25 protein-coding genes, 1 other RNA gene and 2 pseudogenes are annotated in these 25,247 nt (G+C 40.4%); 1 reads left to right on the top strand and 27 read right to left on the bottom strand.

All coding sequences use genetic code 11. The annotated features are described in order from the left end of the window. Positions 1-75 precede the first annotated feature (75 nt). The 22 genes and pseudogenes from BK583_RS05705 to rpoN all read right to left on the bottom strand — a co-directional run bounded on the left by BK583_RS05705 (position 76) and on the right by rpoN (position 20,786). The gene (locus BK583_RS05705) at positions 76-741 is read right to left on the bottom strand and encodes a glycosyltransferase family protein (protein ID WP_055737507.1); all 666 of its coding nucleotides are present in this window, start codon (positions 739-741) and stop codon (positions 76-78) included. Positions 742-814: 73 nt separating this feature from the next. Continuing rightward, positions 815-2,104: an aspartate aminotransferase family protein gene (locus BK583_RS05700; protein ID WP_055737508.1), complete on the bottom strand. Its 1,290-nt coding sequence runs from the start codon at positions 2,102-2,104 to the stop codon at positions 815-817. 15 nt (positions 2,105-2,119) lie between these two features. After that, positions 2,120-3,508, bottom strand: coding sequence for a YjiH family protein (locus BK583_RS05695; protein WP_055737509.1), 1,389 nt, complete (start codon positions 3,506-3,508; stop codon positions 2,120-2,122). A 33-nt stretch (positions 3,509-3,541) separates the two neighbouring features. Next, on the bottom strand, positions 3,542-4,144 hold the full coding sequence (locus tag BK583_RS05690; RefSeq protein ID WP_055737510.1) for a histidine phosphatase family protein: 603 nt from the start codon (positions 4,142-4,144) through the stop codon (positions 3,542-3,544). Positions 4,145-4,235: 91 nt separating this feature from the next. Further along, positions 4,236-4,589, bottom strand: a transfer-messenger RNA (tmRNA) gene (gene ssrA, locus BK583_RS05685). 77 nt (positions 4,590-4,666) lie between these two features. Then, on the bottom strand, positions 4,667-5,134 hold the full coding sequence (smpB, locus tag BK583_RS05680) for an SsrA-binding protein SmpB (protein WP_035394583.1): 468 nt from the start codon (positions 5,132-5,134) through the stop codon (positions 4,667-4,669). Between the two features lie 33 nt (positions 5,135-5,167). Continuing rightward, positions 5,168-5,581 carry a DoxX family protein gene (locus BK583_RS05675; RefSeq protein WP_055737511.1) on the bottom strand — a complete coding sequence of 138 codons (414 nt, stop codon included), beginning with the start codon at positions 5,579-5,581 and terminating at the stop codon, positions 5,168-5,170. Positions 5,582-5,691: 110 nt separating this feature from the next. After that, the gene (gene rnr, locus BK583_RS05670; protein WP_055737512.1) at positions 5,692-8,031 is read right to left on the bottom strand and encodes a ribonuclease R; all 2,340 of its coding nucleotides are present in this window, start codon (positions 8,029-8,031) and stop codon (positions 5,692-5,694) included. 25 nt (positions 8,032-8,056) lie between these two features. Further along, on the bottom strand, positions 8,057-8,803 hold the full coding sequence (locus BK583_RS05665) for an alpha/beta hydrolase (protein ID WP_055737513.1): 747 nt from the start codon (positions 8,801-8,803) through the stop codon (positions 8,057-8,059). Beyond that, positions 8,800-9,516: an alpha/beta hydrolase gene (locus BK583_RS05660; RefSeq protein ID WP_038482547.1), complete on the bottom strand. Its 717-nt coding sequence runs from the start codon at positions 9,514-9,516 to the stop codon at positions 8,800-8,802. The genes BK583_RS05665 and BK583_RS05660 overlap by 4 nt, the downstream gene beginning before the upstream one ends. Positions 9,517-9,614: 98 nt before the next feature. Further along, entirely contained in the window at positions 9,615-10,490 is an 876-nt protein-coding gene (locus BK583_RS05655; RefSeq protein ID WP_055737514.1) for an MsnO8 family LLM class oxidoreductase, read from the bottom strand. A gap of 97 nt (positions 10,491-10,587) precedes the next feature. Further along, positions 10,588-10,818, bottom strand: coding sequence for a preprotein translocase subunit SecG (secG, locus tag BK583_RS05650; RefSeq protein WP_035394589.1), 231 nt, complete (start codon positions 10,816-10,818; stop codon positions 10,588-10,590). A 66-nt stretch (positions 10,819-10,884) separates the two neighbouring features. Continuing rightward, complete coding sequence (locus tag BK583_RS05645; RefSeq protein WP_055737515.1) at positions 10,885-11,334, bottom strand: hypothetical protein; 450 nt, start codon at positions 11,332-11,334, stop codon at positions 10,885-10,887. After that, positions 11,324-11,908: pseudogene (locus BK583_RS05640) on the bottom strand (UbiX family flavin prenyltransferase); the annotation flags it as partial. The pseudogene BK583_RS05640 and the gene BK583_RS05645, both read right to left, overlap by 11 nt. 214 nt (positions 11,909-12,122) lie before the next feature. Next, positions 12,123-13,412, bottom strand: a complete 1,290-nt coding sequence (eno, locus tag BK583_RS05635; protein WP_038482562.1) for a phosphopyruvate hydratase — start codon at positions 13,410-13,412, stop codon at positions 12,123-12,125. Positions 13,413-13,440: 28 nt separating this feature from the next. Next, positions 13,441-14,973: a 2,3-bisphosphoglycerate-independent phosphoglycerate mutase gene (gene gpmI, locus BK583_RS05630; protein WP_055737517.1), complete on the bottom strand. Its 1,533-nt coding sequence runs from the start codon at positions 14,971-14,973 to the stop codon at positions 13,441-13,443. Then, positions 14,970-15,725, bottom strand: a complete 756-nt coding sequence (tpiA, locus tag BK583_RS05625; protein WP_055737518.1) for a triose-phosphate isomerase — start codon at positions 15,723-15,725, stop codon at positions 14,970-14,972. Before tpiA ends, gpmI begins: the two co-directional genes overlap by 4 nt. 24 nt (positions 15,726-15,749) lie before the next feature. Then, a complete protein-coding gene (locus BK583_RS05620) occupies positions 15,750-16,934 on the bottom strand; it encodes a phosphoglycerate kinase (protein ID WP_055737519.1) in 1,185 nt (394 codons plus the stop codon). An 84-nt stretch (positions 16,935-17,018) separates the two neighbouring features. Beyond that, positions 17,019-18,026: a type I glyceraldehyde-3-phosphate dehydrogenase gene (gene gap, locus BK583_RS05615; RefSeq protein WP_035394596.1), complete on the bottom strand. Its 1,008-nt coding sequence runs from the start codon at positions 18,024-18,026 to the stop codon at positions 17,019-17,021. 46 nt (positions 18,027-18,072) lie between these two features. Next, on the bottom strand, positions 18,073-19,122 hold the full coding sequence (locus BK583_RS05610; protein ID WP_307188694.1) for a sugar-binding transcriptional regulator: 1,050 nt from the start codon (positions 19,120-19,122) through the stop codon (positions 18,073-18,075). Positions 19,123-19,221: 99 nt separating this feature from the next. Continuing rightward, positions 19,222-19,470, bottom strand: coding sequence for a glutaredoxin family protein (locus BK583_RS05605; protein WP_055737520.1), 249 nt, complete (start codon positions 19,468-19,470; stop codon positions 19,222-19,224). After that, on the bottom strand, positions 19,470-20,786 hold the full coding sequence (gene rpoN, locus BK583_RS05600) for an RNA polymerase factor sigma-54 (protein ID WP_055737521.1): 1,317 nt from the start codon (positions 20,784-20,786) through the stop codon (positions 19,470-19,472). The genes BK583_RS05605 and rpoN overlap by 1 nt, the downstream gene beginning before the upstream one ends. Before the next feature lie 250 nt (positions 20,787-21,036). Here rpoN and clpP point away from each other — a divergent pair. After that, a pseudogene (gene clpP / locus BK583_RS05595) lies at positions 21,037-21,630 on the top strand (ATP-dependent Clp endopeptidase proteolytic subunit ClpP); the annotation flags it as partial. 42 nt (positions 21,631-21,672) lie between these two features. Here clpP and BK583_RS05590 read toward each other — a convergent pair. The 5 genes from BK583_RS05590 to rapZ are packed head-to-tail and all read right to left on the bottom strand — an operon-like array spanning position 21,673 to position 25,244. Continuing rightward, positions 21,673-22,116, bottom strand: a complete 444-nt coding sequence (locus tag BK583_RS05590) for a DUF4870 domain-containing protein (protein ID WP_307188695.1) — start codon at positions 22,114-22,116, stop codon at positions 21,673-21,675. Beyond that, positions 22,116-22,373, bottom strand: coding sequence for an HPr family phosphocarrier protein (locus tag BK583_RS05585; protein WP_038482583.1), 258 nt, complete (start codon positions 22,371-22,373; stop codon positions 22,116-22,118). Before BK583_RS05585 ends, BK583_RS05590 begins: the two co-directional genes overlap by 1 nt. Positions 22,374-22,404: 31 nt before the next feature. Continuing rightward, positions 22,405-23,355 (bottom strand): DNA-binding protein WhiA, encoded by a 951-nt coding sequence (gene whiA / locus BK583_RS05580; RefSeq protein WP_055737522.1) that lies wholly within the window; start codon positions 23,353-23,355, stop codon positions 22,405-22,407. A 48-nt stretch (positions 23,356-23,403) separates the two neighbouring features. Then, entirely contained in the window at positions 23,404-24,357 is a 954-nt protein-coding gene (locus tag BK583_RS05575) for a gluconeogenesis factor YvcK family protein (protein WP_055737523.1), read from the bottom strand. Beyond that, positions 24,354-25,244 (bottom strand): RNase adapter RapZ, encoded by an 891-nt coding sequence (gene rapZ, locus BK583_RS05570; protein ID WP_095150596.1) that lies wholly within the window; start codon positions 25,242-25,244, stop codon positions 24,354-24,356. Before rapZ ends, BK583_RS05575 begins: the two co-directional genes overlap by 4 nt. Positions 25,245-25,247 lie beyond the last annotated feature (3 nt).

Below are 25,247 nucleotides of genomic sequence, written 5' to 3'. Positions count from 1 at the left end.
ACTGACTATCGTATTCATCTTGTATTTCATATATGTTTATTGAAAAACTCAACACAAAAACACACTTTCGCTCATTTAATTCGAAAGTGTGTTTTTCCATAAATGAAATTGATGAACATAGGTGGTATAAGCAAAACTGTCGAATTCTTCTCCACATTCGTGCATAATCCATGGGTGTGGTTGGTGTGCAATGCCTACTTCATAACCATTGTGCTCAAAAAGCACACTTTGGCTAACATCGTAAAAATGCCAGCCATCGAACTGCTCTTGCCATGGCAGGTCATATTGAGTTGCCATCATCACTCCATCAATAACTGCTGCGCTTTGAAATGCATAATCAGCCTCAATAAATGATAAATAACCATACGTATCACGTTTTTCTAAGATTTTGCCTGCTTTCTGTTCACTTTCCCACCAGACGCTATTTTCCGGTAATTCTTTCGCGCCAATCACGCCAAACATTCCTAAATTCGGGTGGTTTTCAAACAGAAACAGTAAATCATGAAGAAACATCCGATTAATAATCATTGTATCTTGGTGAAGATACACTTTGTACTTTGCATTCGACTGTTGAAGGGCCTCATTATAGCCACTGGTCATGCTTTTCGCATTCCGAATGGCAATTTTTTCAACTGTATAGCCTCTAGGTAAATACAACATGTCAATGTGGCTAACAGAACGCTGGTAAAGCACTTCATCATTGACGCACGTTATAAAGCAAATCTTCTTTTTATTCGTCATAGTAGGCCACTCTCCTAACTACCCTATCTGGAGCAGTATATTCAAGATGGCCTGAGGCGTGCCTATGATTTTATTATCCTATTTCCTTTAAACGTTGAAGTGCATTTTTTAATTTCGTTAAGCCCTCATCAATCTGTTCTTTCGTGATCGTAAGCGGAGGAATCATTCGAAGAACCTCGCCTTCATTTCCACAAAAATAAAACAACACACCTTCTTCAAGAGCGAGATCAAGAATCTGAGCTGCTAGCTCGCCATCTTTTCTCCCTGTCTCAGGATGAACAATTTCAATACCAAACATCATACCGAGATGGCGAATTGAACCTATGCAAGGAAATGCCTGTTGAAGTTTAGTCAGTTCCTCGGCAGCGTAACTTCCTACTTCTTTTACATTCGAAAGCACGTTTTCTTCTTTAATAATCTGAAGTGTTGCTCGAGCGGCGGCACAGGCTATTGGATTACCGCCAAATGTCGTTGCATGGCTTCCTAATGGCCACTGTTGCATCAGTGTGTGGTTCGCTACAGTTGCACTAAGAGGTAACCCCGAAGCAATTCCTTTTGCCACTGCCATTATATCAGGAATAACATCAAAGGATTGTGCTGCGAACCATTCACCAGTGCGTCCGAATCCCGTTTGAACCTCATCGAAAATAAGTAAAATTCCATACTTCGTGCAAATCTCACGAATATGCTGAAGCCACTTAGCTGGTGGCACAATGTAGCCGCCTTCACCAAGCACTGGCTCAATGATAAAACAAGCCACTTCTTCTGGTAACGTATAGTGAGCAAACATCGTCTCACAAGCCTTTTCCAGTTTTGCGATTGCTTCGTCTACACTTTCTCCTGGCTGATAATAAGGAAGTTGATAGACTTGATTCTGAGCAGGTTGGTAGGCTCTATATTTTGCTTTTGATGTACTAACACTCATTGCGCCAAGGGTCCGTCCATGAAAGCACCCCGTAAACGAGACTACATTTGGACGTTTTGTCACATGGCGTGCAAGTTTTAAAGCACCTTCAATGGCCTCAGTACCACTATTTCCAAAGAAAAAGCAGTCCAAGTCACCTGGCATGACGTCAGCTAATTCATTGGCCAGTTTTAGAATAGATTCATATTGAATAACACCAATAGGGCCATGAGTGAATGAATCTGCTTCTTTTTTTATTGCTTCAACAACTTTTGGATGACGATGACCAACATTCGTCACGGCTATACCAGATGTGAAGTCTAAATACGTTTTCCCATCAACACCATAGTAATAGCACCCTTCTTCTTTCACAACAGGCAGGTTCGGATGGTCTTTTGCCATACTTGGTGCAAGACGATATGGAATGGTTTCTTGTAGCTCGTTCCAACTTTGTGACATTCTAGATGACTCCTTTTAGAAAATAATAACGTGGGCAATCAACACAACAACAGGAATTGCAATGACCGTTCGTTGAATAAAAATAACAAATAGTTGCCAGAATGAAATCGGAATACTAGAACGCATAAGCATAACACCAATTTCAGACATATAGACGAGTTGAATTAACGATACTGCTCCAATAACAAAACGAGTAAGCTCACTCTCAATCCCTGCACCTAAAATAGCTGGCAGGAACATGTCTGCAAACCCAACGAGTAACGCAGGTGCCGCTTGTGCAGCTTCAGGTATATTCATCCATTCTAATACAGGTACAAGAGGATAGGACAAATACGTAAAGATCGGTGTAAACTCAGCAATGACAAGGGCAATGGTCCCAATTGCCATAACAAGCGGTAACATGCCAAACCAAATATCAAGGGCATTAAACGCTCCTTTTTTTAACACAGAAGTCGTTTTAGGGGCATGTGCCGCTTTCTCAACACCTCTTCGAAATGCTTGACTCCACAATGACCCTCTAGCAGCCGTTTCGTTAATGGCTCCAGACTCGTCTCCAGCATACGTATGATGCATCTTTGATAACGGTGGAATACGTGGACAAATAAAGGCTGCAATAAACACACCAACAAGCACGGTTAAATAAAATGGAACAAAGCGTTCACTTAAATCTAAAATTTGTGCAATGATTAAACTAAATCCGATTGATGTAATGGTAAAGTTCGTGACAATAATAGCTGATTCACGTTTTGTATAATAGCCATTCTCATATTGATTAATCGTAATCAAAATGCTCATCATGTTATTTCCCATCCAAGATGCCAACGAATCTACGGAAGCTCGTCCCGGTAAGTTAAACAACGGTCTCATTATTTTTTTTGCAAGTGTACCCAACCACTCCATTAAACCATATTCAAGCAATAGGGGCATTAATAAACCCATTACTACTGACCACACCGCAAGCACCGGAAGCAAATCAGTGAAAATCGTTCCACCTGTTGCAGGACTATAGATAATAGCAAAGCCAGATTGGGTCATGACCATAAGGGCAAAGAGTGCACCGAGCACACGTATCATCGTCCAAGGAAGACTTGTGTAGAATAACGCTTTTAAAGCTGGTCGATCCATAATAAGAGCAGGCTTTACTACCCAAGCAAGTAACGTGAGTACACCAGATAATAGAATAATAGCTAGTAAAAACATCGGTAACATTGCTGAAAGAGAACGTTCAATCGTTCCAGCTGCAAAACCAATAAGTACAGTCCAAGTATCGTTTATTTTAAAGGGAACAAGAAACAAAAGTGCTCCTAATAGAGAGGGTATAAGAAAAGTAAAAATAGACTTTTTTGATGGTGTTTTTTCAGAATAAGTGTTTGTATCTTGTTGTTGTTCGTTTAATTGCTCCATGATGTTCTCCTTCTAATGCATAATAAAACTAATTTATTTATAATTATACATATAGGAGGGCTTGTTGACTAGCTTTATTTTTTCTCCCCAAACGTTTGTACATGAGAGCATTGTTTGTTTCTCTATTAGTATTTGGTACACATCTGGCATCTCCAGCTGTTGCCAGAACGTAAAATCATAACGAGAATGGAAGTAACCTAACAACAGTGCTAGTATATTCCCATGTGTAGAGATGACAATGGATTCAGAGTCATTCCCTTGATCTAGAATTCTCCAAAGTCCATTAACAGCCCTTCTTCTTGCGGTTTTATTGGACTCTCCTCCTAAGTGAGCAAACGTTTCATCCTCCCAAACTGCTTTGATTGCTGAATCAAAATGAGGCATAGACGTTGCCGCCAGCACCCTCTCCTTAAATGCATCTTCGGTCTTAATGGGTAGCTTTTTTCGCCTCGCTGCCTCCTCTATTGTCTGTATAGCGCGCTTATAAGGGCTCGAGATAAACCGATCAACGTGCACAGTATCTAAAAAATCGGCCACACGCTTTGCATCCTCAAAACCGTTCTCTGAGAGCGGACGTCCCCACTCATCTGGCGTGTAAGGAGAATGAGCGTGCCGTACGAGATATATAGTATGCATGGAAGATGAACTCCTTTTTTAAAAATACTCTGACTAAAGAGGGTATAAAAAAACTCGAAGCAATATAGTGCTACTTCGAGTTCTTGTCCCAATATGGAGACGGTGGGAATTGAACCCACGTCCAGAGATAACGACACTTACGCTTCTACGAGCGTAGTCTTTGTATTAGCATTTCGCTAACACATCGGCCCAAAGACAGGCTTCCGTGTAGCTAGCCTGATTAATCTCTTCCAACTCCCTCAGGCGGAGGGAGTAAGGCGTATCCCACTATAAGTGAGTCTCAACCACTCCACATGGGCGATGGAGAGGAGAGACCGCTTAGCTTATGCAGCTAAAGCGAAGTTATTGTTTTCTTTGCCAGTTATAGGCTAATGCGTTTTAACGAGGCCGCACCTCGACTCGCAACGTAAGCTCGACCTATCCCTGTCGAATCCAGAACGTCCCCGTATAAAAAAATATACAAGGCTTAACGCCTAGATTTATTATTATACTAAATCTGTGTTAAAAAGCAAGTGAAGCGAATTAGCCCTTCATTCGCTCTCTTATCGCTCGATCCATTTCTCGCTTAGCATCTTTTTGCTTCAAGGTTTCTCGTTTGTCGTAATTCTTTTTCCCTTTTGCTAATCCAATTAATACTTTGGCAAACCCGTTTTTAATATACACTTTTAACGGGACAACTGAATATCCTTGTTGCTGCGTCTCACCGATGAGCTTATCAATTTGCTTTTTATGCAACAACAATTTTCTCGCTCTAGTTGGCTCATGATTATACCGGTTTCCCTGTTCATATTCACTAATGTGTGCGTTATGCAAATAAGCTTCACCGTTTTTTATCCGAGCGAATGAATCCTTTAAATTCATTCTTCCTGCGCGAATCGATTTAATTTCTGTACCGGTAAGAACGATTCCTGCTTCATAGGTTTCTTCAATAAAATAATCATGACGGGCTTTTTTATTTTGTGCCATCACTTTACTTTCTGTTTCAGCCACACATACACCTACTTCCTCACATGTAACGGATGATTATCTTCTCCCAAATCGCTGACGCTTCTTCTTCTTTGTTAAAAACCCATCAACAGCCATAAAGTGGGACCCATTGACAACAAATAAAAGTAGTACAGCAAACAATAATAGATCGAATTCAAAACCTCCAATAAAGCCTTGATCGAACTTCACCATATAGACGGCACCAATCATCACAATCATAAGAATAGCACTCATCAAGCGTGTCAGCAAACCTAAAACAAGTGCAAGACCTGCAATGATCTCAACTAAAGCTACCACAACTGCCATTATATCAGGTGATGGAATTGATATGCTCTCAAAAAACGCTACTGTCCCTTCAATACCACCATTAAATTTATCTAAGCCGTGGGCGATAAAGATCACCCCTACAACAAGTCTTACGAATGCAATACCAACTTCTGTTTTCATCATTTTTGTTCCTCCTTCACCTTATTAGTGTAAAGAGGAACAAAATAAGACTCAAGCAGGCACCTTTAGGAAACCGACGGATGTCTTCAGCCAAAAGGGCTACAAAATCGTCATTATGAACGCTTTTTTCTGCGGCCTTTTTTACGCTTTACACTCGGTGCATTTTCGTAAAACGGCTTCTTTTTGCGCTTCCCGCTTTTCGGTTGTCCATCTTTTTTAGGGTCACCTGTTAAACGTGGACGATCTTTTTTCTGCTGTTTATTGACACGTTTACCACCATCAATGACTTTTGGACGATCTTTGCCTCTTTGAGGTTTTCTTTTCTTCATCCCGACAATTTCAAAATCAACAGACGCTTCCTCAGTATTAACGGACACCACTCGAATCTCGAGCTCGTCCCCAATACGAAAGACATTCCCACTTCGTTCTCCGATCATGGCATAATGTTTTTGATCGTACCGGTAATAATCATCGGTTAAATAGCTTACATGCACGAGACCTTCAACTGTATTTTCCAACTCAACAAATAAGCCAAAGTTGGTAACACCACTAATCATGCCCGTATAGACTTCCCCAATTTTATCTTCCATATATTGTGCTTTTTTCACATTATCTGTGTCACGTTCAGCATCAACTGCACGTCGTTCCATATCCGATGCATGTGCTGTTAAGCCTGGTAACTTTTCTTGCCAGTGACCAGTCGTTTTCGCATCTGTTTTCCCTTGAATGAGATACGTTCGAATTAATCGGTGGACAAGTAAATCTGGGTACCGTCGAATAGGTGATGTGAAATGTGTATAAAATTCTGCAGATAAGCCAAAGTGACCGACTGAATGTACATCATATTTTGCTTGCTTCATGGAACGTAGCATGATTCGGCTAATGATGGTTTCCTCAGGCTCACCTTGAATTTCTTTTAATAACGATTGCAGTGCCCTTGGATGAATAGTGTTCGCTGTCCCTCTAACAACGTAACCAAAGCCTGTAATGAACTCAAGAAATGAATTTAATTTCTCTGCATCTGGATCTTCGTGGATTCTATATACAAAAGGTAGCTTCATCCAATGGAAGTGTTCTGCTACTGTTTCATTTGCTGCTAACATAAATTCTTCAATCAACTTCTCTGCAACGGATCGTTCCCGTAACACAACATCTTCAGGGGTACCTTCACTGTTGACTAATACTTTTGCTTCTTTAAAGTCAAAGTCAATGGCACCACGACCAAAACGCTTGTCTCTTAAAACTTGTGCAAGTTTTTCCATTTCTTCAAACATCGGTACGAGTGTGCTGTATCGTTCTCGCAATGATTCGTCTTTGTTTACTAAGATGTCATTAACATCGCTATACGTCATTCGTTCCGTTGTATTGATCACACTTTGGAAAATGTCATGCTTCACAACACCACCATTTTGATCAATCTCCATTTCACAAGACAACGTTAAACGGTCCACTTGTGGATTTAAACTACAAATACCATTGGACAATCGGTGCGGAATCATTGGAATGACACGATCAACTAAGTAAACACTCGTCGCTCGTTCAGACGCCTCTTTATCTATCGGGCTACCTTCTTTCACATAGTGAGAAACATCAGCAATATGCACACCAAGAAGATAATGTCCATTTGGTAACTTTTTCACTTGAACCGCATCATCTAAGTCTTTCGCGTCGGCTCCATCAATAGTTACAATTTGCTCGTTACGTAAATCTCGACGTCCCTTTAAATCGTTTGGATCAATGGCATCTGGCACGTTTTCTGCTTGTTCCAATGTGTCGTCTGAAAAACTTTGTGGGATGCTGTATTTATAAATAATCGACAGAATGTCCATACCAGGATCATTTTTATGACCGAGAACTTCTTTAATTTCAACTTCTCCACCGAAGCGTCCTTCTGGATACTGAGTAATCGTTGCAATGACCTTATGACCATCAACTGCACCCTTTTCCTTGCCTTTTATAACAAGAAAGTCAGCGCTAATTCGCTTATCGTCTGCTACAACGAGGGCATACGATTTAAACTCTTTGTATTCCCCGACAATTTCTGTCACTTTGCGCTCGATAATTCGGATAACCTTTCCTTCTGCTCTTGAACCGTTTGCACGTTCATCAATTCGCACAAACACAATATCACCGTTCATAGCGCCAGACAGTGATCCTTGAGGTACATAGACATCTTCATCACCATCATCTGGAATAATGAAAGCAAACCCTTTCGAATGACCTTGCACACGGCCACGAATTAAATTTAGTTTTTCTGGAATTCCATAGCGATTCGTTCGAGTACGAATCACTTCCCCTTCTCCTTCAAGCTCATTCAGCAATGTAATTAACTCTTTAAATGCGTCACTTGATGTTATTTGAAACCGTTCCTCTAGCTCTTCTACAGAAACAGGTTTTGTTGCTTCTTCTTTAAAGTACTGTATTAGTTCTTTTTTATTTATTTGGTCAGACATTGTTTCACTCCTTTTCGTTCTAGTATTAGTTTGACCATTCTAATTCATTTAAAAACGACAGAATATCTTGGTGAAGTGTTTCTTTTTCATCACCTAATGTGATGACATGAGTAGACTCTTCATACCATTTTAATTCTTTGTCGTCTGTTTCAATTTCTTCGTAAATCATGTTTGCACTTTCAATATCGATCATCTCATCGTGCCTTGCTTGTACAATAAAAGCTGGAGAATAAATGAGATCTAACTCTTTTCGTACGTCGTCCATCAATCCACGTAATTGATACAACGTATTCATGGACGTCTCCTTTAGGGCAAGAAGGTCTTTATCGATTTCTTCTTCCGGCTTTTTCTCTAATTGTTTATATTCTTTGGCGTATTTTAGAAACCCTTCTTTAATCGCTTCTTCTGTTCTTGGTCGAACAGGTGCGCACATCGAAACAATTCCTTTTACAGGTTTAGAGTAACCCAGTTTTAATGTAAATACGCCACCTAAGGATAGCCCGCAAACCGCAATTTCGTCGTAGCCTTCAGTTTGGAGATGCTCATATGCGGCTTCAACATCCTCCCACCAATCTGCTGGACTATATTGGACAAGCTCTTCAGGAGGAACGCCGTGGCCTCGGTAGAGTGGCGCATGGCACGTATAGCCTTCATTTTGCAAAAAACGGCCAAGCATCCGCACATCAGCCGTCGTACCTGTAAAGCCATGCAACAGCAAAACAGCTCGCTTTCCTCCTTTAAAAGTAAATGGTTTCGGTGCAACAATCTTCATGTTGTTTTCTTCCTCTCTTGACTACTTTCCAATAGAAAGTCTTTAATTTGATTAATGACTTCTTCTGCTTCATAACCGTGAAAGATCATATGTCTTGACCGCTTCATGGCAATTAATTCTTTCTCATCCGACTCTATAATATCATAAAGGTGGTAGGCTGATTTCATCGGAACAAGCCCATCCATTTCTCCTTGAATAATTAACGTAGGTACACGAATTTTACTCGCATAAGGCTTTGTTTTTTGCACAAGTTGTAAAAATTGGGCTAAAGCAGCAAAAGGAGTTTCTCTAAACTTTTTCTCGTAAAGATCGATGAGCTGGTCCTCTTCTTGATTTCCTGTAAAGTGATAGCGTACTGCCGCAATCATATCTTTTAAAAACTGTTTCGGGTTAAAATAGTAGGCTGCAGCATTTAACAGAACTAATTTTTTCACTGAGTACCGTGCAGCAATGTAGGTCGCAAGCATTCCCCCCATAGAAAAACCAATGACATAAACGTCAGTACAGCGCTTCTGTAATTCTTCAAAGGCTACTTCTACCGTGTAAACCCATTCTTCATAAGTTGCACCTTTAAGAGCACTTAATTCTTTGCCGTGACCTGGAAGCACAGGGCTGTAAACAAGCCATCCATCTAACTTTTGTAACTCCTGACAAATCGGCTCTACTTCCCAAGGGTCACCAGTGAAACCATGAATACATAAACAGCCAATCAAATCCATCGCCTCTTTCATTAAGATGACATTATCGTAGCTAAGCGTTCAAAGGATTTTCGTTTTTCTTGATAATTATAGATATTCGTTAGCACAAGAAATTAATCCGTTTGTGTCAGTTCCGCCATTTGCTCTAATTTAGATTGAACCGTTTCTTTCGATCCAATAATCATACGCGAACGGTTTTGCTGAATGGTTTCTTTTTCTCGAACGGTCAAAGCCCTTTCCAAGTTAACTGGAATTCGACTGTCGATCCCCTTCTCCGTTTGCAACAACCACAAATCTTGTTGCTCTGCAAGGAGCTGGGCATGCTCATTATCCTCGCCACAAATGACAAAGACCGCTGTTAAAGCATTCTCGTTGTCTTTCGCTACACGTCGATATGCTCGATGCGCTTCTTTTACGCGATTAGGCTGAATGAAATAACCATGAACAAACCCTAGATGCTTCTCTCCAGCAATTTGTGCGCTTCTTTCCCCTAATCCCAATATATAAAGAGAAGGACTTGTAAGAGGTAACGGCGATGCTGTCATACCTCGATAATTCCGATTTGTCGTCCACTCAATCACTTCATCTACTTTATCCCAAAAGCGATGTATTTCACTCTCTTTTCCATTCGCAAGTGCCTCTCGAATCCGCTCATTCCCGCCTGGAGAGCGCCCCATTCCCCCATCAATTCGATTAGGAAACATCACTTCGAGTTGATTAAATAAACTCGCCACTTTGTAGGAGCTATATTGAGGCAGTAACACACCACCCGATCCTATTCGAATGTGTGACGTTCGTGCAGCAGCTGCTGCCATCCATATTTCTGGAGAGCTTGAGACCATCCCCTTTGTACCATGATGCTCTGCAAACCAGTAACGTTCATAACCTAATGCCTCCGCCAGCTCTACTAGATTAATCGTTTGACTTGCCGTTTTTTCCGCTGTAGTTCCAATTGATAAAGGGACTTGATCTAAAATACTAAGCCGCACGTAACGATCACCTCTTCATGCCCAGTTTTCCTCTTTTTGCCCTTTTTCAAACACAAAAAACGTCTGGAATGAATCATGTCCAGACGTTTCGTACTACTTATAGGAAATACGCATTTGCTGCTGTTAATATGAAAAACAATACAGCTAGCACAATAGTCGCTCGATGCAAAACCGCCTCAAGACCCCGCGCTTTCTGTTTTCCGAGTAACTGCTCTGCTCCACCAGATATTGCGCCGGCTAAACCAGAACTACGACCTGGTTGTAATAAAACGACCGTTACAAGTAAAACAGATACAATAATTAACGCAATCATTAAAAACAGTTGCATCCCTACACCTCCGTAAACACATTCAGTGTTTCTATCTTAACATAGTGGATAGGTGTAGACAAGGGGTCATTTTTTCAATAGCTTATGCTTCATAGACCACTGTTGTACTGTTTGCTGTTCCTCTTTAAAGCGACATTGTACACTTGATACAATCGTTGCATAAGGCGCTTCATCGACCTTTACCTGTTTAAGTGCGCCTTCAAAAATCACCTGTCCTGCTTCAGTTCTCACATACGTTACGGTCAACTGAAGGTCGTACGCAGTTGGCGGCAAAACAAGAAAGAGTGTTGCTTTTTTTGCTTGTTTTGTAAACGATGCCGATTTAGAATGCTCCCAAAGTGCAATGCGGAGAGTGGTCTCATCCAAAGCGATTACTTCACCAACACTTATCATCGCTTTATAAGGAAAACCTTCATCATCTACTGTCACAAAGTACATCGCCAGTTCTTTTTTTTGATCAAAATCTTGCCCATTCAAGAACGCTTGCACCTGTTTAGGTAAAGATTTATTCACCATTCAAGCCCTCCCAGCGTTTGTTCCATTGATGATCAATTCCAAATTGATCAAGAGCACGGTAAACAAGATGGTCAATGATGTCATCAATGGACTTCGGTTGGTTGTAAAAAGCAGGCATTGGTGGAAAAATGGTTACACCCATCCTTGAAAGTTCTGTCATATTTTCTAAGTGGATCGTATTGAATGGTGTTTCTCTCGTCATTAATAGTAACGGTTTTCGTTCCTTTAACATCACATCTGCTGCTCTAGCAACAAGATTGTCTGCTAGTCCTACTCGTATAGCTGCCAACGTTTTCATAGAACAAGGTACAATCATCATTCCATCCATTCGCTTAGAGCCACTCGATATCGCCGCTGCTTGATCTTCACTACTATAGGTATAATCAGCTAACGCTTTCACATCCTGAACACTATAGGATGTCTCTTGAGAAATAGTCACTGCTGCCCATTTGGACAGAACGAGATGCGTTTCGATTTTTAATTCTTTTAATGTCTCAAGTAATCTAATTGCAATTGGTGCCCCTGTCGCCCCTGTTACGCCAATAATTAATTTCATTTTTCTTCTCCTATATGGTTCAGCTTCTTCTCTTTATTATAACGTGAGCTAGAAGGAAGAAAAAGCGAGACACATTACGAACGAAATCAATTTTTACTCCTATATCCTATGAATGAGAGTAATTCCAATGATTGTGAGGATTCCACCATTCAAGTGTGTGACTACTTTTGCAGACGCAAAAAAACCTCTTAACTCCATTTAGGGAGCCAAGAGGTTCATAAGAACAAAACTCTTACTTGCTTAAGTTATAGAAAGACTTAAGACCATTGTACTGTGCTAAATCAGCAAGCTCGTCTTCGATGCGAAGAAGTTGATTGTACTTCGCAACACGGTCTGTACGTGAAGGTGCACCTGTTTTGATTTGACCTGCGTTTGTTGCAACAGCAATGTCCGCAATTGTCGCATCTTCTGTTTCACCAGAACGGTGAGAGATAACAGCAGTGTAACCAGCACGTTTCGCCATTTCAATCGCATCAAATGTTTCTGTAAGTGTACCAATTTGGTTTACTTTGATAAGAATTGAGTTACTAATTCCTTTTTCAATTCCTTCAGCAAGCTTCTTCGTGTTTGTTACAAACAAGTCATCTCCGACAAGTTGTACTTTATCACCAAGGCGCTCTGTAAGAAGTTTGTGGCCATCCCAATCGTTTTCATCTAAGCCATCTTCAATCGAGATGATTGGGTATTTTTCACAAAGCTCAGCGTAGAAATCAACCATTTCTGCTGAAGAAAGAACTTTTCCTTCACCAGATAAGTGGTATTTGCCATCTTCTTTGTTGAACAACTCAGAAGAAGCAACGTCCATTGCCAATTGTACTTGCTCTCCAGGCTTGTAACCTGCTTTTTCAATAGCTTCAATAATTGTTGATAAAGCTTCTTCGTTTGAAGAAAGGTTTGGTGCAAATCCGCCTTCGTCACCTACAGCAGTGTTGTAGCCTTTAGACTTAAGAACAGATTTTAGGTTATGGAAAATCTCTGCGCCCATACGTAATGCTTCTTTAAAGCTTTCAGCACCTACTGGCATAACCATAAATTCTTGAATATCAACGTTGTTATCAGCGTGCTCACCACCGTTAATAATGTTCATCATTGGTACCGGAAGTTGTTTCGCATTGAATCCGCCAAGGTAAACATATAGTGGAAGGTCAAGTGCTTCAGCCGCAGCATGCGCACAAGCCATAGATACGCCAAGAATTGCGTTTGCGCCTAGATTACCTTTGTTTTCTGTTCCATCAAGCTCAATCATCAAGCGATCAATGCCAATTTGGTCAAGAACGTTTTCACCAATTAATTCTGGTGCAATGGTTTCGTTTACGTTTGCTACAGCTTTCTCTACACCTTTGCCCATGTAACGCTCGCCACCGTCACGTAATTCAACAGCTTCGTATTCCCCAGTTGATGCGCCACTTGGAACTAGCGCGCGTCCCATAACGCCTGATTCAAGATGTACTTCTACTTCTACTGTTGGGTTACCGCGAGAATCTAGTACTTCGCGTGCATAAATATCAGAGATAATTGTCATGTTAAAAGTCACTCCTATTAATAATAGTTTATTTTCTTAGTGTTGTTCCTGTCATTTCTTTTGGCTTTGTAGCCCCTAGTAAATCAAGAACCGTTGGTGCAAGATCAGCTAAAATCCCATCTTCTCGTAACGTTGCATGCTTATCCGTCACGATAACCGGAACTTTGTTTGTTGTATGAGCTGTCATTGGATTGCCTTCAAGCGTAATCACTTCATCAGCATTACCGTGATCAGCAGTAATGATAGCTTTTCCGCCTTTTTGATGAAGGGCTTCAACGACTCGTCCTAAACACTCATCAACCGCTTCAATTGCCTTTACCGTTGGCTCTAATTTACCAGAGTGACCGACCATATCAGGATTAGCAAAGTTTAAGATAATCACGTCATGCTTGTCCGCTTCAATATCTGCTACCAATGCTTTCGTTACTTCGTACGCACTCATTTCTGGTTTTAAATCGTACGTGGCAACTTTAGGAGAATCAATAAGGATTCGCTCTTCTCCCTCAAACGGCTGTTCTCTTCCTCCACTAAAGAAGAACGTAACATGTGGGTACTTTTCTGTCTCCGCAATACGGAGCTGCTTATATTGTTGCTGGGCCAACACTTCCCCTAAGGTATTGTCTAAGTTTGTCGGCTTGAATGCAACATACCCGTCCACTGTTTCACTAAATTTCGTTAAACAAACAAAATGCAATTGATGTGGATGTTCTGATCCACGATCAAATCCTCGGAAATCTTCGTTCGTGAACACTTGTGATAATTGAATTGCACGGTCAGGACGGAAATTACAGAAAATAACAGCATCGTTGTCCTTCACAGTTGCAACAGGTGAACCATCTTCGTTCGTAATGACAGAAGGAATAACAAACTCATCATGAATATCATTTTTATAGCTGTCTTCAACTACTTCAATTCCTGATTTGTATGTTGGACCTTCTCCATATACCATTGCTCGGTACGATTTTTCCACTCGATCCCAACGTTTATCTCGATCCATTGCATAGTAACGTCCGTGCACAGACGCCAACTGGCCAGTACCAAGTTCGTCAAGTTTTGCTTGTAACCCTTGTAAATACACTTCGGCTGATGTCGGGCCTACGTCTCTTCCATCAAGAAAGCCGTGTACATAGACTCGTTTCACACCTTTTTGTTTTGCTAGGTCAAGTACTGCATAAATGTGCTCAATATGACTGTGAATTCCACCATCAGATAGTAACCCATAAATGTGTAACGCAGAATCCTTTTCATTTACATGATCCATTGCCTGTTGAAATGTCTCATTTTCAAAGAACTCTCCTGTGCGAATCGACAAGTTTACCCGCGTTAGACTTTGATAAACGACTCGTCCTGCACCAATGTTTAGGTGACCCACTTCCGAATTACCCATCTGACCTTCGGGTAAACCAACGTATTCTCCATCTGCACGTAATGTAGCATGAGGGTATTCGCTCCAATAGCGGTCAAAGTTAGGTTTGTTTGCATGCGCAACGGCATTGCCTTTTGCCTCATCTCGTAGACCAAAGCCATCGAGAATAATTAGCGCAACTGGCTGTTTACTCATTTTGCAGCACCAGCTAATTCTTTAAATGAATCTGCTTCAAGACTTGCTCCACCAACAAGGGCACCATCAATATCGCTTTGCGCCATATAGTCTTTAATGTTTGCTGGTTTTACACTTCCACCGTACTGAATTCGAACCGCATCAGCAGCTTCTGGAGAAAACGCCTCTGCCACAACTTTTCGTACAAATGCACATGCTGCATTTGCATCTTTTTCCGTTGCAGACTTGCCAGTGCCAATCGCCCAAATAGGCTCATAAGCGATAACAGTCTGCTTCACTTGCTCTTCGCTTAATCCCGCAAGACCTTTTTCAACTTGCTCTTTAACGACAGCTTCCATTTTTCCAGATTCGCGCTCTTCATCCGTTTCCCCACAGCACATAATTGGTACTAAATTGTGAGCGAATGCAGCGTGAACTTTTTTATTAACCGTTTCATCCGTTTCCGCAAACATCTCGCGACGCTCTGAATGACCGATAATGACATAAGAAACATTTAAATCTTGAAGAGCAACAGGGCTAATTTCGCCAGTAAATGCGCCATTCTCTTCAAAGTGCATCGTTTGTGCACCAATTCGTAAGTCTGTTCCTTTTGCAGCATCAACGAGACGCTCTAAGAAAAGTGCAGGTGCACAAACAACAGTATCCACACCTGATTGACTTGGGATATCGTTTTTAACTGCTTCTGCGAAAGATGTTGCTTCGCTTAATGTTTTGTTCATTTTCCAGTTACCTGCAATAATAGGCTTACGCATACGTTCTTTCACCTCTTCTTTAAATTACTTATCTGTTAAAGCAATAACGCCTGGAAGGTCTTTTCCTTCCATAAACTCTAGGCTTGCACCTCCGCCAGTAGAAATATGGCTCATTTTTTCAGCTAAACCAAATTTCTCAACTGCAGCAGCAGAGTCTCCACCACCAATAACAGAATAAGTGCCTTCTGCTTCAGCTAAAGCATGTGCAATGGCTTTTGTTCCATTTGCGAATGAATCAAGCTCAAATACTCCCATTGGCCCGTTCCAAATCACAAGCTTTGATTCTTTTAACACATTTGCATATGTGTTGGCTGTTTTTGATCCAATATCGAGTGCTTCCCAGTCTGCTGGAATCTCAGAAATCGCTACTTCTTTCTTGTTTGCATCATCTGAGAAATCATCGGCAACGATAACATCTTCTGGCATGTAGAAGTGAACACCTTTGTCTTTTGCTTTCTGCATAAATTGCTTCGCTAAGTCAATTTTGTCTTCTTCTAATAGTGATTTCCCGACTTCGTGACCTTGTGCTTTTACAAAGGTATAAGCAAGTCCGCCACCAATAATTAGGTTGTCAACTTTATCTAATAAGTGATCAATTACACCAATTTTGTCTTTCACTTTTGCTCCACCAATAACAGCTGTAAAAGGACGCTCTGGTGTTTCAAGGGCTTTCCCTAAAACATCAAGCTCTTTCTCCACTAAAAACCCAGCAGCTGATGGTAAGTATTGTGCAATGCCTTCAGTAGAAGCATGCGCGCGATGAGCCGCACCAAATGCATCATTTACATAAAGGTCTGCTAGACTTGCAAATGCTTTCGCTAGTTCTGCATCATTCTTCTCTTCGCCTGGATAAAAACGGACATTTTCAAGCACTGTAATATCGCCATCGTTCATCGATGCCACCGCATGCTCTACTTCTGAGCCGTAAGCTTCTTTCACTGCTTTTACGTCTTGTCCTAATAAATCACCTAAGCGTTTTGCCACTGGCGCTAAACGTAATTCTTCAACCACTTCACCTTTAGGACGACCGAGGTGACTCGCAAGAAGAACTTTTGCCCCTTGCTCTTTTAAGTATTGAATCGTTGGAATAGCCGCTTTAATTCTTGTTTCATCTGTAATGGCTCCGTCTTTCATTGGTACGTTGAAATCAACGCGACAAAAAACGACTTTTCCCTGTAATTCATAATCATGAAGGGTTTTTTTATTCATGGGATAAACCTCCTAGTAAATCTTACAGACAGCGCAAAGGAGGGAGGCAACGAGCCTTCCTCCTCTCACTTGTCTATTTTAAACTTAAAGCCCTTTGCTTGCAATGTAGTCTACTAAGTCAACGACACGGTTAGAGTAACCAGACTCGTTATCGTACCAAGAAATGACTTTAACCATGTTCCCTTCCATTACCATTGTTGATAATGCATCAATAGTAGAAGAATGTGGGTTACCATTATAGTCTTGAGACACAAGTGGATCTTCTGAATAAGCAAGGATTCCTTTAAGATCACCTTCAGCAGCTTCTTTAAGCGCTGCGTTTACTTCTTCAGCTGTTACTTCTGTATCAAGTTCAGCAACAAGATCAACTAAAGATACGTTTGGTGTAGGAACACGCATAGCCGCACCATTTAATTTCCCTTTAAGTTCAGGAAGAACAAGCGCTACTGCTTTTGCTGCACCAGTAGAAGTTGGAATAATGTTCTCAGCTGCTGCACGAGCACGACGGTAGTCTTTGTGTGGCAAGTCTAAGATTTGCTGATCATTTGTATAAGAGTGAACCGTGTTCATTAAACCACGGCGAATACCGAACTTATCATTCAACACTTTTGCGAATGGAGATAGACAGTTTGTTGTACAAGATGCATTTGAAATAACGTGGTGGTTCGCTGCATCGTACTTATCTTCGTTTACACCCATTACAACAGTAATGTCTTCATCAGAAGCTGGTGCAGAAATAATTACTTTTTTCGCTCCTGCTTCAATGTGTTTAGCAGCATCTGCACGCTTTGTAAAGAAGCCAGTTGATTCAACTACAACCTCTACACCACGCTCGCCCCAACCGATTTCAGCAGGGTTACGCTCAGCAGATACATAAATTTCTTTTCCGTCAACAACTAGCGTGTTGTCTTTTGCTTCTACCTGCACGTCAAGAACACCATGTACAGTGTCATATTTAAGTAGGTGTGCAAGCATGTTTGCATCTGTTAAATCGTTAATTGCTACAACCTCTACATTCGGGTTGTTTAAAGCTGCGCGAAATACGTTACGTCCAATACGTCCAAAACCATTAATACCAATTTTAGTTGCCATTATTTATTTCCTCCTAGTCATTTATGAAAAAGGGAGTCCCTTTTTTTCAAGCTTTGTGTTGCAAAAGTTCCCTAGCAGCTGCTTCATCAGTAACAAGAACATCACTCGGTCGATGCTTCATAAAGGCATGTATCGCATTCGCCTTTGACTTGCCACCAGCAACGGATATGACATGCTTCCCTTCTAACTCGTTCAGCTGAAGACCTATTGTTCGCTGTTTGTAGATGATTTTGCCAGCAGCATCAAAGTAGTAACCAAAAGCTTCTGCTACCGCTTCTTCCCGCTCAAGCGTTTCAATAAACAAGTCTTTTGAATGACGCCTTGTAGCCATTCGTTGCGCATCCCCAATACCGTGAATAACAACCGCTGAAGATTTTATCACTTCTAGAATATCCTTTACGGTTGGTTCTAATACAAGAGAGTGGTATGCATCTTCACTGAGCTGATCCGGAACATGTAACAAACGATAGGCTGCGCCAGTTCGTCTGGCAAATTCAGCACTAATGGTATTTGCCTGTATTTCCACTTTCTCACCAAGCCCACCTCTAGCAGGAACAAAGATTGTAGAAGCAAGGGTTTCATTTCGCTCTGCCATGTTTGCTACCGCAGCGAGAGTCGTCCCGCCCATAACAGCAAGTACATCGTTTGCGTTTGCAATAGCTTGTATTTCTTTCATACAGGCTCTACCAAGCTCTTGTTTCACCCATTCTTCTTCATCACTGTTACCGGCTACAACAATGACATTCGCTACGCCAAGATGAGCAGATAACCGATCTCCTAACTGACTTAAACCGAGTAATTCAGAAACGACTTCCTCTAATTCAAGAAAAACCGCTTCTCCGTGAGTTGTTAGCGTCATACCAGCTGTGCTAAGGTCAATCAGCCCTTGATCTTTCAAGAAGGTAACCTCACCTCGTACAATTCGCTCTGACAGCTGCATGTTCGTCGCTAATCCACGTCTTCCGATCGGCTGCATTAACCGAATGGATTGCAAGAAACGATATCGTTTTAACATCGTTTGCATGAGATCAGGTACTAAATGTTGCTGTAATTTTAATAACGAACGAATGAAATCACCTCCAAAACCGGGACTCATTTAGTCCACCTGTGACATATTATGTCCCGACAAGGGTAAAAAAATATCACTTACGCTGTTATTTTAACAAGGAAGTGATAATTAAACAAGTTAAAGTACTTATTTTTCTTTTTCTATTTGATTAAAACGGTCTACCAGTTCATCTGCATTTAGCTGACCAAAGCCTAGTTCATGGCTTTGGTAATAGACTACCGGAATCATTAGTTGAAATTTCTCCAATAACGTATCATCTGAATAAATATCAATCTTATTTATGGAAAGCCTCTTTTCCCTAGCAAAAGCGCTTACCTCTTTATAGCCTTTCTCGCATAGAGGACAATTCTCTTTTGTGTAAAACGTTACTATCATTAGCCAATCCTTTCGTGATCGTCATATCGCTTTCGTTTAACAGATGATAAGATACCAAGTTCATCACGATATTTTGCTATTACTCTTCTTGAAAGCGAAATTCCTTCATTGTTTTTTAACAACTCCACAATTTGTTGATCAGATAAAGGTTTCTCTTTGTTCTCTGATTCAATCATTTGTTTGAGCAATGCTTTCACAGATGCATTTGATATTCCGTCATTTACCGCAGAAGCACGTGCCGTAAATAATGATTTTAATTCAAGTAAGCCACGCGGAGTCTGTGCATATTTATTAGCTGTTGCTCGACTTACAGTTGATTCATGAATATCAAGCTCAGTGGCGATCATTTGTAAAGTCATTGGTTGAAGCTGCCCTTTCTTTGATAAAAAATAAGGCGCTTGAATAAAACTAATGACTTCAGCTACTTGCAGTATTGTTTTTTCTCGTTGTTTTAAACTCGTTAACAACCATTCAATCTGTTGTTCCTTCTCGATGCAATAACGACGTGTCTGCTGATCAAGCTGGAGAAGCTCTTTGTATTCGTTATTTATTCCAACAGTAGGAACAATTGTTGAACTAGCAGAGACAAGGATTTCACCATTGAATAGCGTAAAATGAACGTCAGGTTCAATATAGGCGGTTGGGTTCGTATAAAACGATGCACCTGGCCGAGGTTGAAGCGTGCGAATCACATCATAAATTTCTTGAATGTCAAGCATTGTAACACCATATGTTTTCGCTAGTTGTTTCCATTTTCTTGCTGCTACTTTCTCTAAGTCATTCAGTATAACGGCTCTTGTGACTGGATGATCTAGGTGCTGCCTTATTACTTGAAGGTACAGGCATTCTGCTAATGAAAAGGCTCCTACTCCTGCAGGCTCTAACGATTGTAGAATTTGAACCACTTCTTGCAAATCTTCTTCTGAACATCCTAACCAGTTACAATAAAAAACAGTCGATTCTGGTAAATAGCCATCTTCGTTCAAGCTTTCAATTAAAAAAGCAAGTCGCTTCGTTTGTGACGGTGTAAGAGACAAATCAACAAGTTGTTGGTTAACATATTCTTTTAACGTACCGTTTGCATTCGGTGTATTTTCTAATGCTTGGTGCTTTTCATCACTCGTCTTACTGCTTAATTTAGGATGATTATCTTTTTGATACGTATTCTTCAACTCTAATAGTGGATTTTCTAATGCTAATTCCTCTAGATAAGAGCGAACATCTAACGTTGAATATTGTAATAAATGTATGGCTTGACGCAGTTCATGTGTCATGACTAAATTTAATGTTTGTTTTTGAAAAAGACCTAGCTCCATATCGGATCTCCTCCTATACTGATCATATCACAAATTCCGTCTTCTTTTATTGTAAACGCTTACTTTTTGACCTTCTTTTTTCTTTAGGTTTATAACAGCGTAGATTAGGCTATGATGAAAGCAGACTCATACTTTGTTTCCACGGCTCTTTACATACGTCAAACAATTAATTTGACCTTAATTGACCATTAGGTTAGAATGGACTTAGAGTAGTGAAGTACTACTATACTATGACGAAAACGAGGAGGAATCACACGTGAACTTAATTCCTACTGTAATTGAACAAACAAACCGCGGTGAACGAGCATACGATATTTATTCTCGCCTTTTGAAAGACAGAATTATTATGCTTGGGAGCGCTATTGATGACAACGTAGCAAATTCAATTGTGGCACAATTACTCTTCCTACAAGCGGAAGACCCTGAGAAAGATATTTCGATTTACATTAACTCTCCTGGTGGCTCCATTACTGCGGGAATGGCGATTTATGATACGATGCAGTTTATAAAACCTGACGTATCTACAATCTGTACAGGAATGGCAGCATCTATGGGTGCATTCCTTCTAACGGCAGGTGCAAAAGGAAAGCGAATGGCTCTACCTAATAGTGAAGTGATGATTCACCAACCACTAGGCGGTATGCAAGGTCAAGCTTCCGATATGGAAATCCATGCTAGAAGAATTATTGAAATGCGCCAGAAGCTTAATGAAATCATGGCTGAGCGCACTGGTCAACCGTACGAGCAAATTGCAAAAGATACTGATCGTGATAACTTTATGACGGCAGATCAAGCAAAAGAATACGGTTTGATTGATAAGGTATTCGAAACGAACAAAAAATAATGACAAAAACCTCAATTATTGCTAAGCAATAATTGAGGTTTTTTATGGCTTAAAGAATTGAATGCTTAGCGGTATCACATAGTATTCACCGTAATAACTCTTCACCGCAGCAACGATGGTAAATATAATTCCCAATAACCATACAATTGGTAAAATGATAAAGCCAATTACTACGAATATAAGAATGCTACCGATAAGGGAATAGATCGTGTACGAAAGAAAGAAGTTAAAATATTGTTTACCGTGAAAGTCAACAAAATCAGATTCTCTTTTTAACAAAAGCCATATAAGCAGTGGTGCAAGAATCGGTGCAAAAAAACTCAAGACATAAAGCAATGTAACTGCAACTCTTCCATCTGGCTCTTTCTCTTCTCGATAATCAATGATATCATTATCACGCATAGGCTCAACCCCTTTTGATTGTATACGATCAACTACTTTCTTCGGTTTCAAAAAGAACATAGTCTCTAAACTATGTTCAATCATTACTCCTTGTCTTGAACGTACCCAACAAGAGCATCTAGCGCTTCGTCTTCATCATGCCCCTCCGTTATGATGGTAATAACGGTTCCTTTTCCAAGAGCAAGGCTCATTAACCCCATAATGCTTTTTGCATTTACTTTAGAATGATCTTTTACAATATAGACATCTGCTGCAAAACGATTTGCCTCTTGTACAAACAGTGCCGCAGGACGTGCTTGCAAGCCCGTTTTCAACTCGATTGTTACTTCTTTTTGCGCCATAATCCTTCTCCTTTATACTTTATAGTTACCATTATTTCTGATTATACGTACCGTTTCTAAGCTTGTCTGCAAATTCGTCAATTTTTCTTAAACGATGATTCACTCCAGATTTGCTTACTTTACCACCTTCAACCATTTCCCCAAGTTCCTTTAACGTTACATCTTGGTGGGTCACTCGTAGCTTAGCCATTTCTTGTAGTTTTGGAGGAAGCTGTTCCAAGCCAATTTCTTTTTCAATGAAGCGAATATTTTCGACCTGGCGAAGGGCAGCACCAACCGTTTTATTTAAGTTTGCTGTTTCGCAATTAACGAGTCGATTTACCGAGTTTCTCATATCTTTTAAAATGCGCACGTCTTCAAAATAAAGCAAGGCTTGATGTGCTCCAATGATGTTAAGGAATTCTGTAATTTTCTCGCTTTCCTTTAGATACGTAATAAACCCTTTTTTCCTCTCAAGTGTTTTAGCTGACAAGGAAAATTCGTTCATTAATTCACATACTGCTTGATTATGCTCCTCATAGAGAGAAAATATTTCAAGATGGTAAGAAGAGGTCTCTGGATGGTTAATGGACCCCCCTGCCAAAAACGCCCCTCTTAAATAGGCTCGTTTACAGCACGCATTTTTCACAATAGAAGCAGAGATTGTACGTATAAATTCAAATGGTTCTTTTAGAATGTGTAAATCCCCTAAAAGCTCTCGCGCTTCTTTTGTAATGCGTACAAGGTAAACATTGTTTTTCTTTAGCCTCATTTTTTTTCTGACAAGCAACTCAATGTGTATATGAGGGTATAATCGTTTAATTAATGTATACATCCTTCTTGCAATTGCTGCATTTTCCGTTGTAACATCTAGGCTGACCTGCTGATTTGCTAACGATAATGAACCATTCATGCGAATCAACGCAGAAAGTTCAGCTCTAGCACAACAGGACTTCACGTCAAGCTGTGTTAACTCCTTTTTGGCGCTTGCTGCAAAAGACACGCCGACCACCCTTTCTAACTGAACGGATCCAACATGCGTTCTTACTCTTTATTTCTCTAAATCCAATAAACTTAATAATGCTTCAGACACTCTTTTTGCATCGTGCCTAAGCTTATAATCTGATTCTACCACAAACTGATCTTTTATAATCGAAACACCTAATTCTTTTAACTTTTGTTCGTCAATAACAACCTGCTCAGCTTTTTCAATGCGGTAACGGGAAAGAGCTGTTTCTGTCAACTGTTGATGATTGACTAACACATGCTGCACAATTTGGCTTTGGCAATGGGTAAGAATAGCTTGAACATGATCTGAGACTGCATAATGATCCGTTTCACCAGCTTGAGTCATAACGTTACAAATATAAGCTCTTTTTGCATTTGAAGTCATAATAGCTTCAACAATTCCTGGTACTAATAAATTCGGCAAAATACTCGTATAAAGAGAACCAGGACCTAAAACAATCAAGTCTGCTGTTTTTAGTGCATGTAACGTTTCTGCTAATGGAGAGATTTCCTCTGGTGTTAAATAAACACGCTTAATTTTCTTTTCAGCAAGGGGAATTTTTGATTCACCACTTACATGAGTACCGTCTTCCATTTCAGCATGTAAAATAATACTCTTATTCGCTGCAGGTAAAACATTTCCTCGAACGTTTAATACCCGACTTAATGTGGCAATCCCCTTCTGAAAGTCACCAGTTATAGAGGTCATGCCTGCCAATAATAAGTTTCCAAGTGAGTGACCATTTAATCCGTCACCACTCGCAAATCGATGTTGAAATAACTCTTCCACTAATGGCTCTACTTCAGCTAGCGCCACTAGAACATTTCGAACATCTCCTGGAGGAGGAATATCTAATTCTTTTCTTAGTATGCCAGAGCTACCACCGTCATCGGCAACCGTTACTATGGCTGTAATATCCACAGGGTATGTCTTTAATCCTTTTAAGATGACAGATAGCCCTGTTCCGCCGCCAATTACGACAACTTTTTTTCTCATAAGGAGTTAGCCTTCCTCTTATCGATGTCACGATGGGATGCATATACATTATAGTGTGGGTTGTAATGGTCTGCTAAATATTCAGCAAGTGTTACGGAACGATGTTGACCCCCTGTACACCCTATGCCTATAACGACTTGACTTTTCCCTTCTCGTTTATAGTGTGGAAGCGTAAAATCAAACAAATCCGTTAATTTATCTAAAAATTGCTTCGTTTCTTTCCACTTTAATACGTAAGATGAAACTTCGGATTGAAGACCGGTTTTTGGCCGTAGTTCATCTAAATAGTGCGGATTAGGTAAAAAGCGAACATCAAACACAACATCTGCATCAATTGGAATCCCATACTTGAACCCAAACGAGACAAAATGAATCGTAAATGACTCACTGACATTAGATGAAAAGCGCTCCATAATTTTTGAACGTAGCTGAACAGGCTTTAATTCAGTTGTATCAATAATTTGCTGTGCTCTTCCCTTCATTTCTTCAAGAAGTTCACGCTCTTTCTTTATTCCTTCTAATGGTAATCCACTCTTAGCTAATGGGTGCGTCCGCCTTGTCTCTTTATAACGCTGCACGAGCTTAGCATCTTTGGCATCTAAGTACAAAATTTGAATGTGAATCCGTTCTGCCGGTTCCTCACGAAGTGAATCTATTGCTTGAAAAAATTCATCAAAAAATGATTGTCCTCTTAAGTCCATCACTAAAGCCACTTTTGTTACTTTATCAACGCCGCCTTCAATTAGATCAATGAACTTAGGCAACAGTGCTGGAGGAAGGTTGTCAACGCAATAATAGCCTAAATCTTCAAAGCTTTGCACAGCTACCGTTTTCCCTGCACCAGACATTCCAGTTATAACGACAACCTCTACATCTGCACTTTTCAACGT

It is taken from the genome of Shouchella oshimensis (assembly GCF_002019765.1).
Lineage (GTDB): Bacteria > Bacillota > Bacilli > Bacillales > Bacillaceae_D > Shouchella > Shouchella oshimensis.
The sequence above is the reverse complement of the archived record's forward strand: the minus strand, read 5'-3'. Positions and strand labels throughout refer to the sequence as shown.

Bases quoted from the DNA above. Each gene is read 5' to 3' on its own strand.
- BK583_RS05705 (WP_055737507.1), bottom strand. From the start codon at position 741: ATGACGAATAAAAAGAAGATTTGCTTTATAACGTGCGTCAATGATGAA.
- BK583_RS05700 (WP_055737508.1), bottom strand. From the start codon at position 2,104: ATGTCACAAAGTTGGAACGAGCTACAAGAAACCATTCCATATCGTCTT.
- BK583_RS05695 (WP_055737509.1), bottom strand. From the start codon at position 3,508: ATGGAGCAATTAAACGAACAACAACAAGATACAAACACTTATTCTGAA.
- BK583_RS05690 (WP_055737510.1), bottom strand. From the start codon at position 4,144: ATGCATACTATATATCTCGTACGGCACGCTCATTCTCCTTACACGCCA.
- BK583_RS05675 (WP_055737511.1), bottom strand. From the start codon at position 5,581: ATGATGAAAACAGAAGTTGGTATTGCATTCGTAAGACTTGTTGTAGGG.
- rnr (WP_055737512.1), bottom strand. From the start codon at position 8,031: ATGTCTGACCAAATAAATAAAAAAGAACTAATACAGTACTTTAAAGAA.
- BK583_RS05665 (WP_055737513.1), bottom strand. From the start codon at position 8,803: ATGAAGATTGTTGCACCGAAACCATTTACTTTTAAAGGAGGAAAGCGA.
- secG (WP_035394589.1), bottom strand. From the start codon at position 10,818: ATGCAACTGTTTTTAATGATTGCGTTAATTATTGTATCTGTTTTACTT.
- BK583_RS05645 (WP_055737515.1), bottom strand. From the start codon at position 11,334: ATGGTGAATAAATCTTTACCTAAACAGGTGCAAGCGTTCTTGAATGGG.
- eno (WP_038482562.1), bottom strand. From the start codon at position 13,412: ATGACAATTATCTCTGATATTTATGCACGCGAAGTACTAGATTCTCGC.
- gpmI (WP_055737517.1), bottom strand. From the start codon at position 14,973: ATGAGTAAACAGCCAGTTGCGCTAATTATTCTCGATGGCTTTGGTCTA.
- tpiA (WP_055737518.1), bottom strand. From the start codon at position 15,725: ATGCGTAAGCCTATTATTGCAGGTAACTGGAAAATGAACAAAACATTA.
- BK583_RS05620 (WP_055737519.1), bottom strand. From the start codon at position 16,934: ATGAATAAAAAAACCCTTCATGATTATGAATTACAGGGAAAAGTCGTT.
- gap (WP_035394596.1), bottom strand. From the start codon at position 18,026: ATGGCAACTAAAATTGGTATTAATGGTTTTGGACGTATTGGACGTAAC.
- BK583_RS05610 (WP_307188694.1), bottom strand. From the start codon at position 19,122: ATGAGTCCCGGTTTTGGAGGTGATTTCATTCGTTCGTTATTAAAATTA.
- BK583_RS05605 (WP_055737520.1), bottom strand. From the start codon at position 19,470: ATGATAGTAACGTTTTACACAAAAGAGAATTGTCCTCTATGCGAGAAA.
- rpoN (WP_055737521.1), bottom strand. From the start codon at position 20,786: ATGGAGCTAGGTCTTTTTCAAAAACAAACATTAAATTTAGTCATGACA.
- BK583_RS05590 (WP_307188695.1), bottom strand. From the start codon at position 22,116: ATGATTGAACATAGTTTAGAGACTATGTTCTTTTTGAAACCGAAGAAA.
- BK583_RS05585 (WP_038482583.1), bottom strand. From the start codon at position 22,373: ATGGCGCAAAAAGAAGTAACAATCGAGTTGAAAACGGGCTTGCAAGCA.
- BK583_RS05575 (WP_055737523.1), bottom strand. From the start codon at position 24,357: ATGAGAAAAAAAGTTGTCGTAATTGGCGGCGGAACAGGGCTATCTGTC.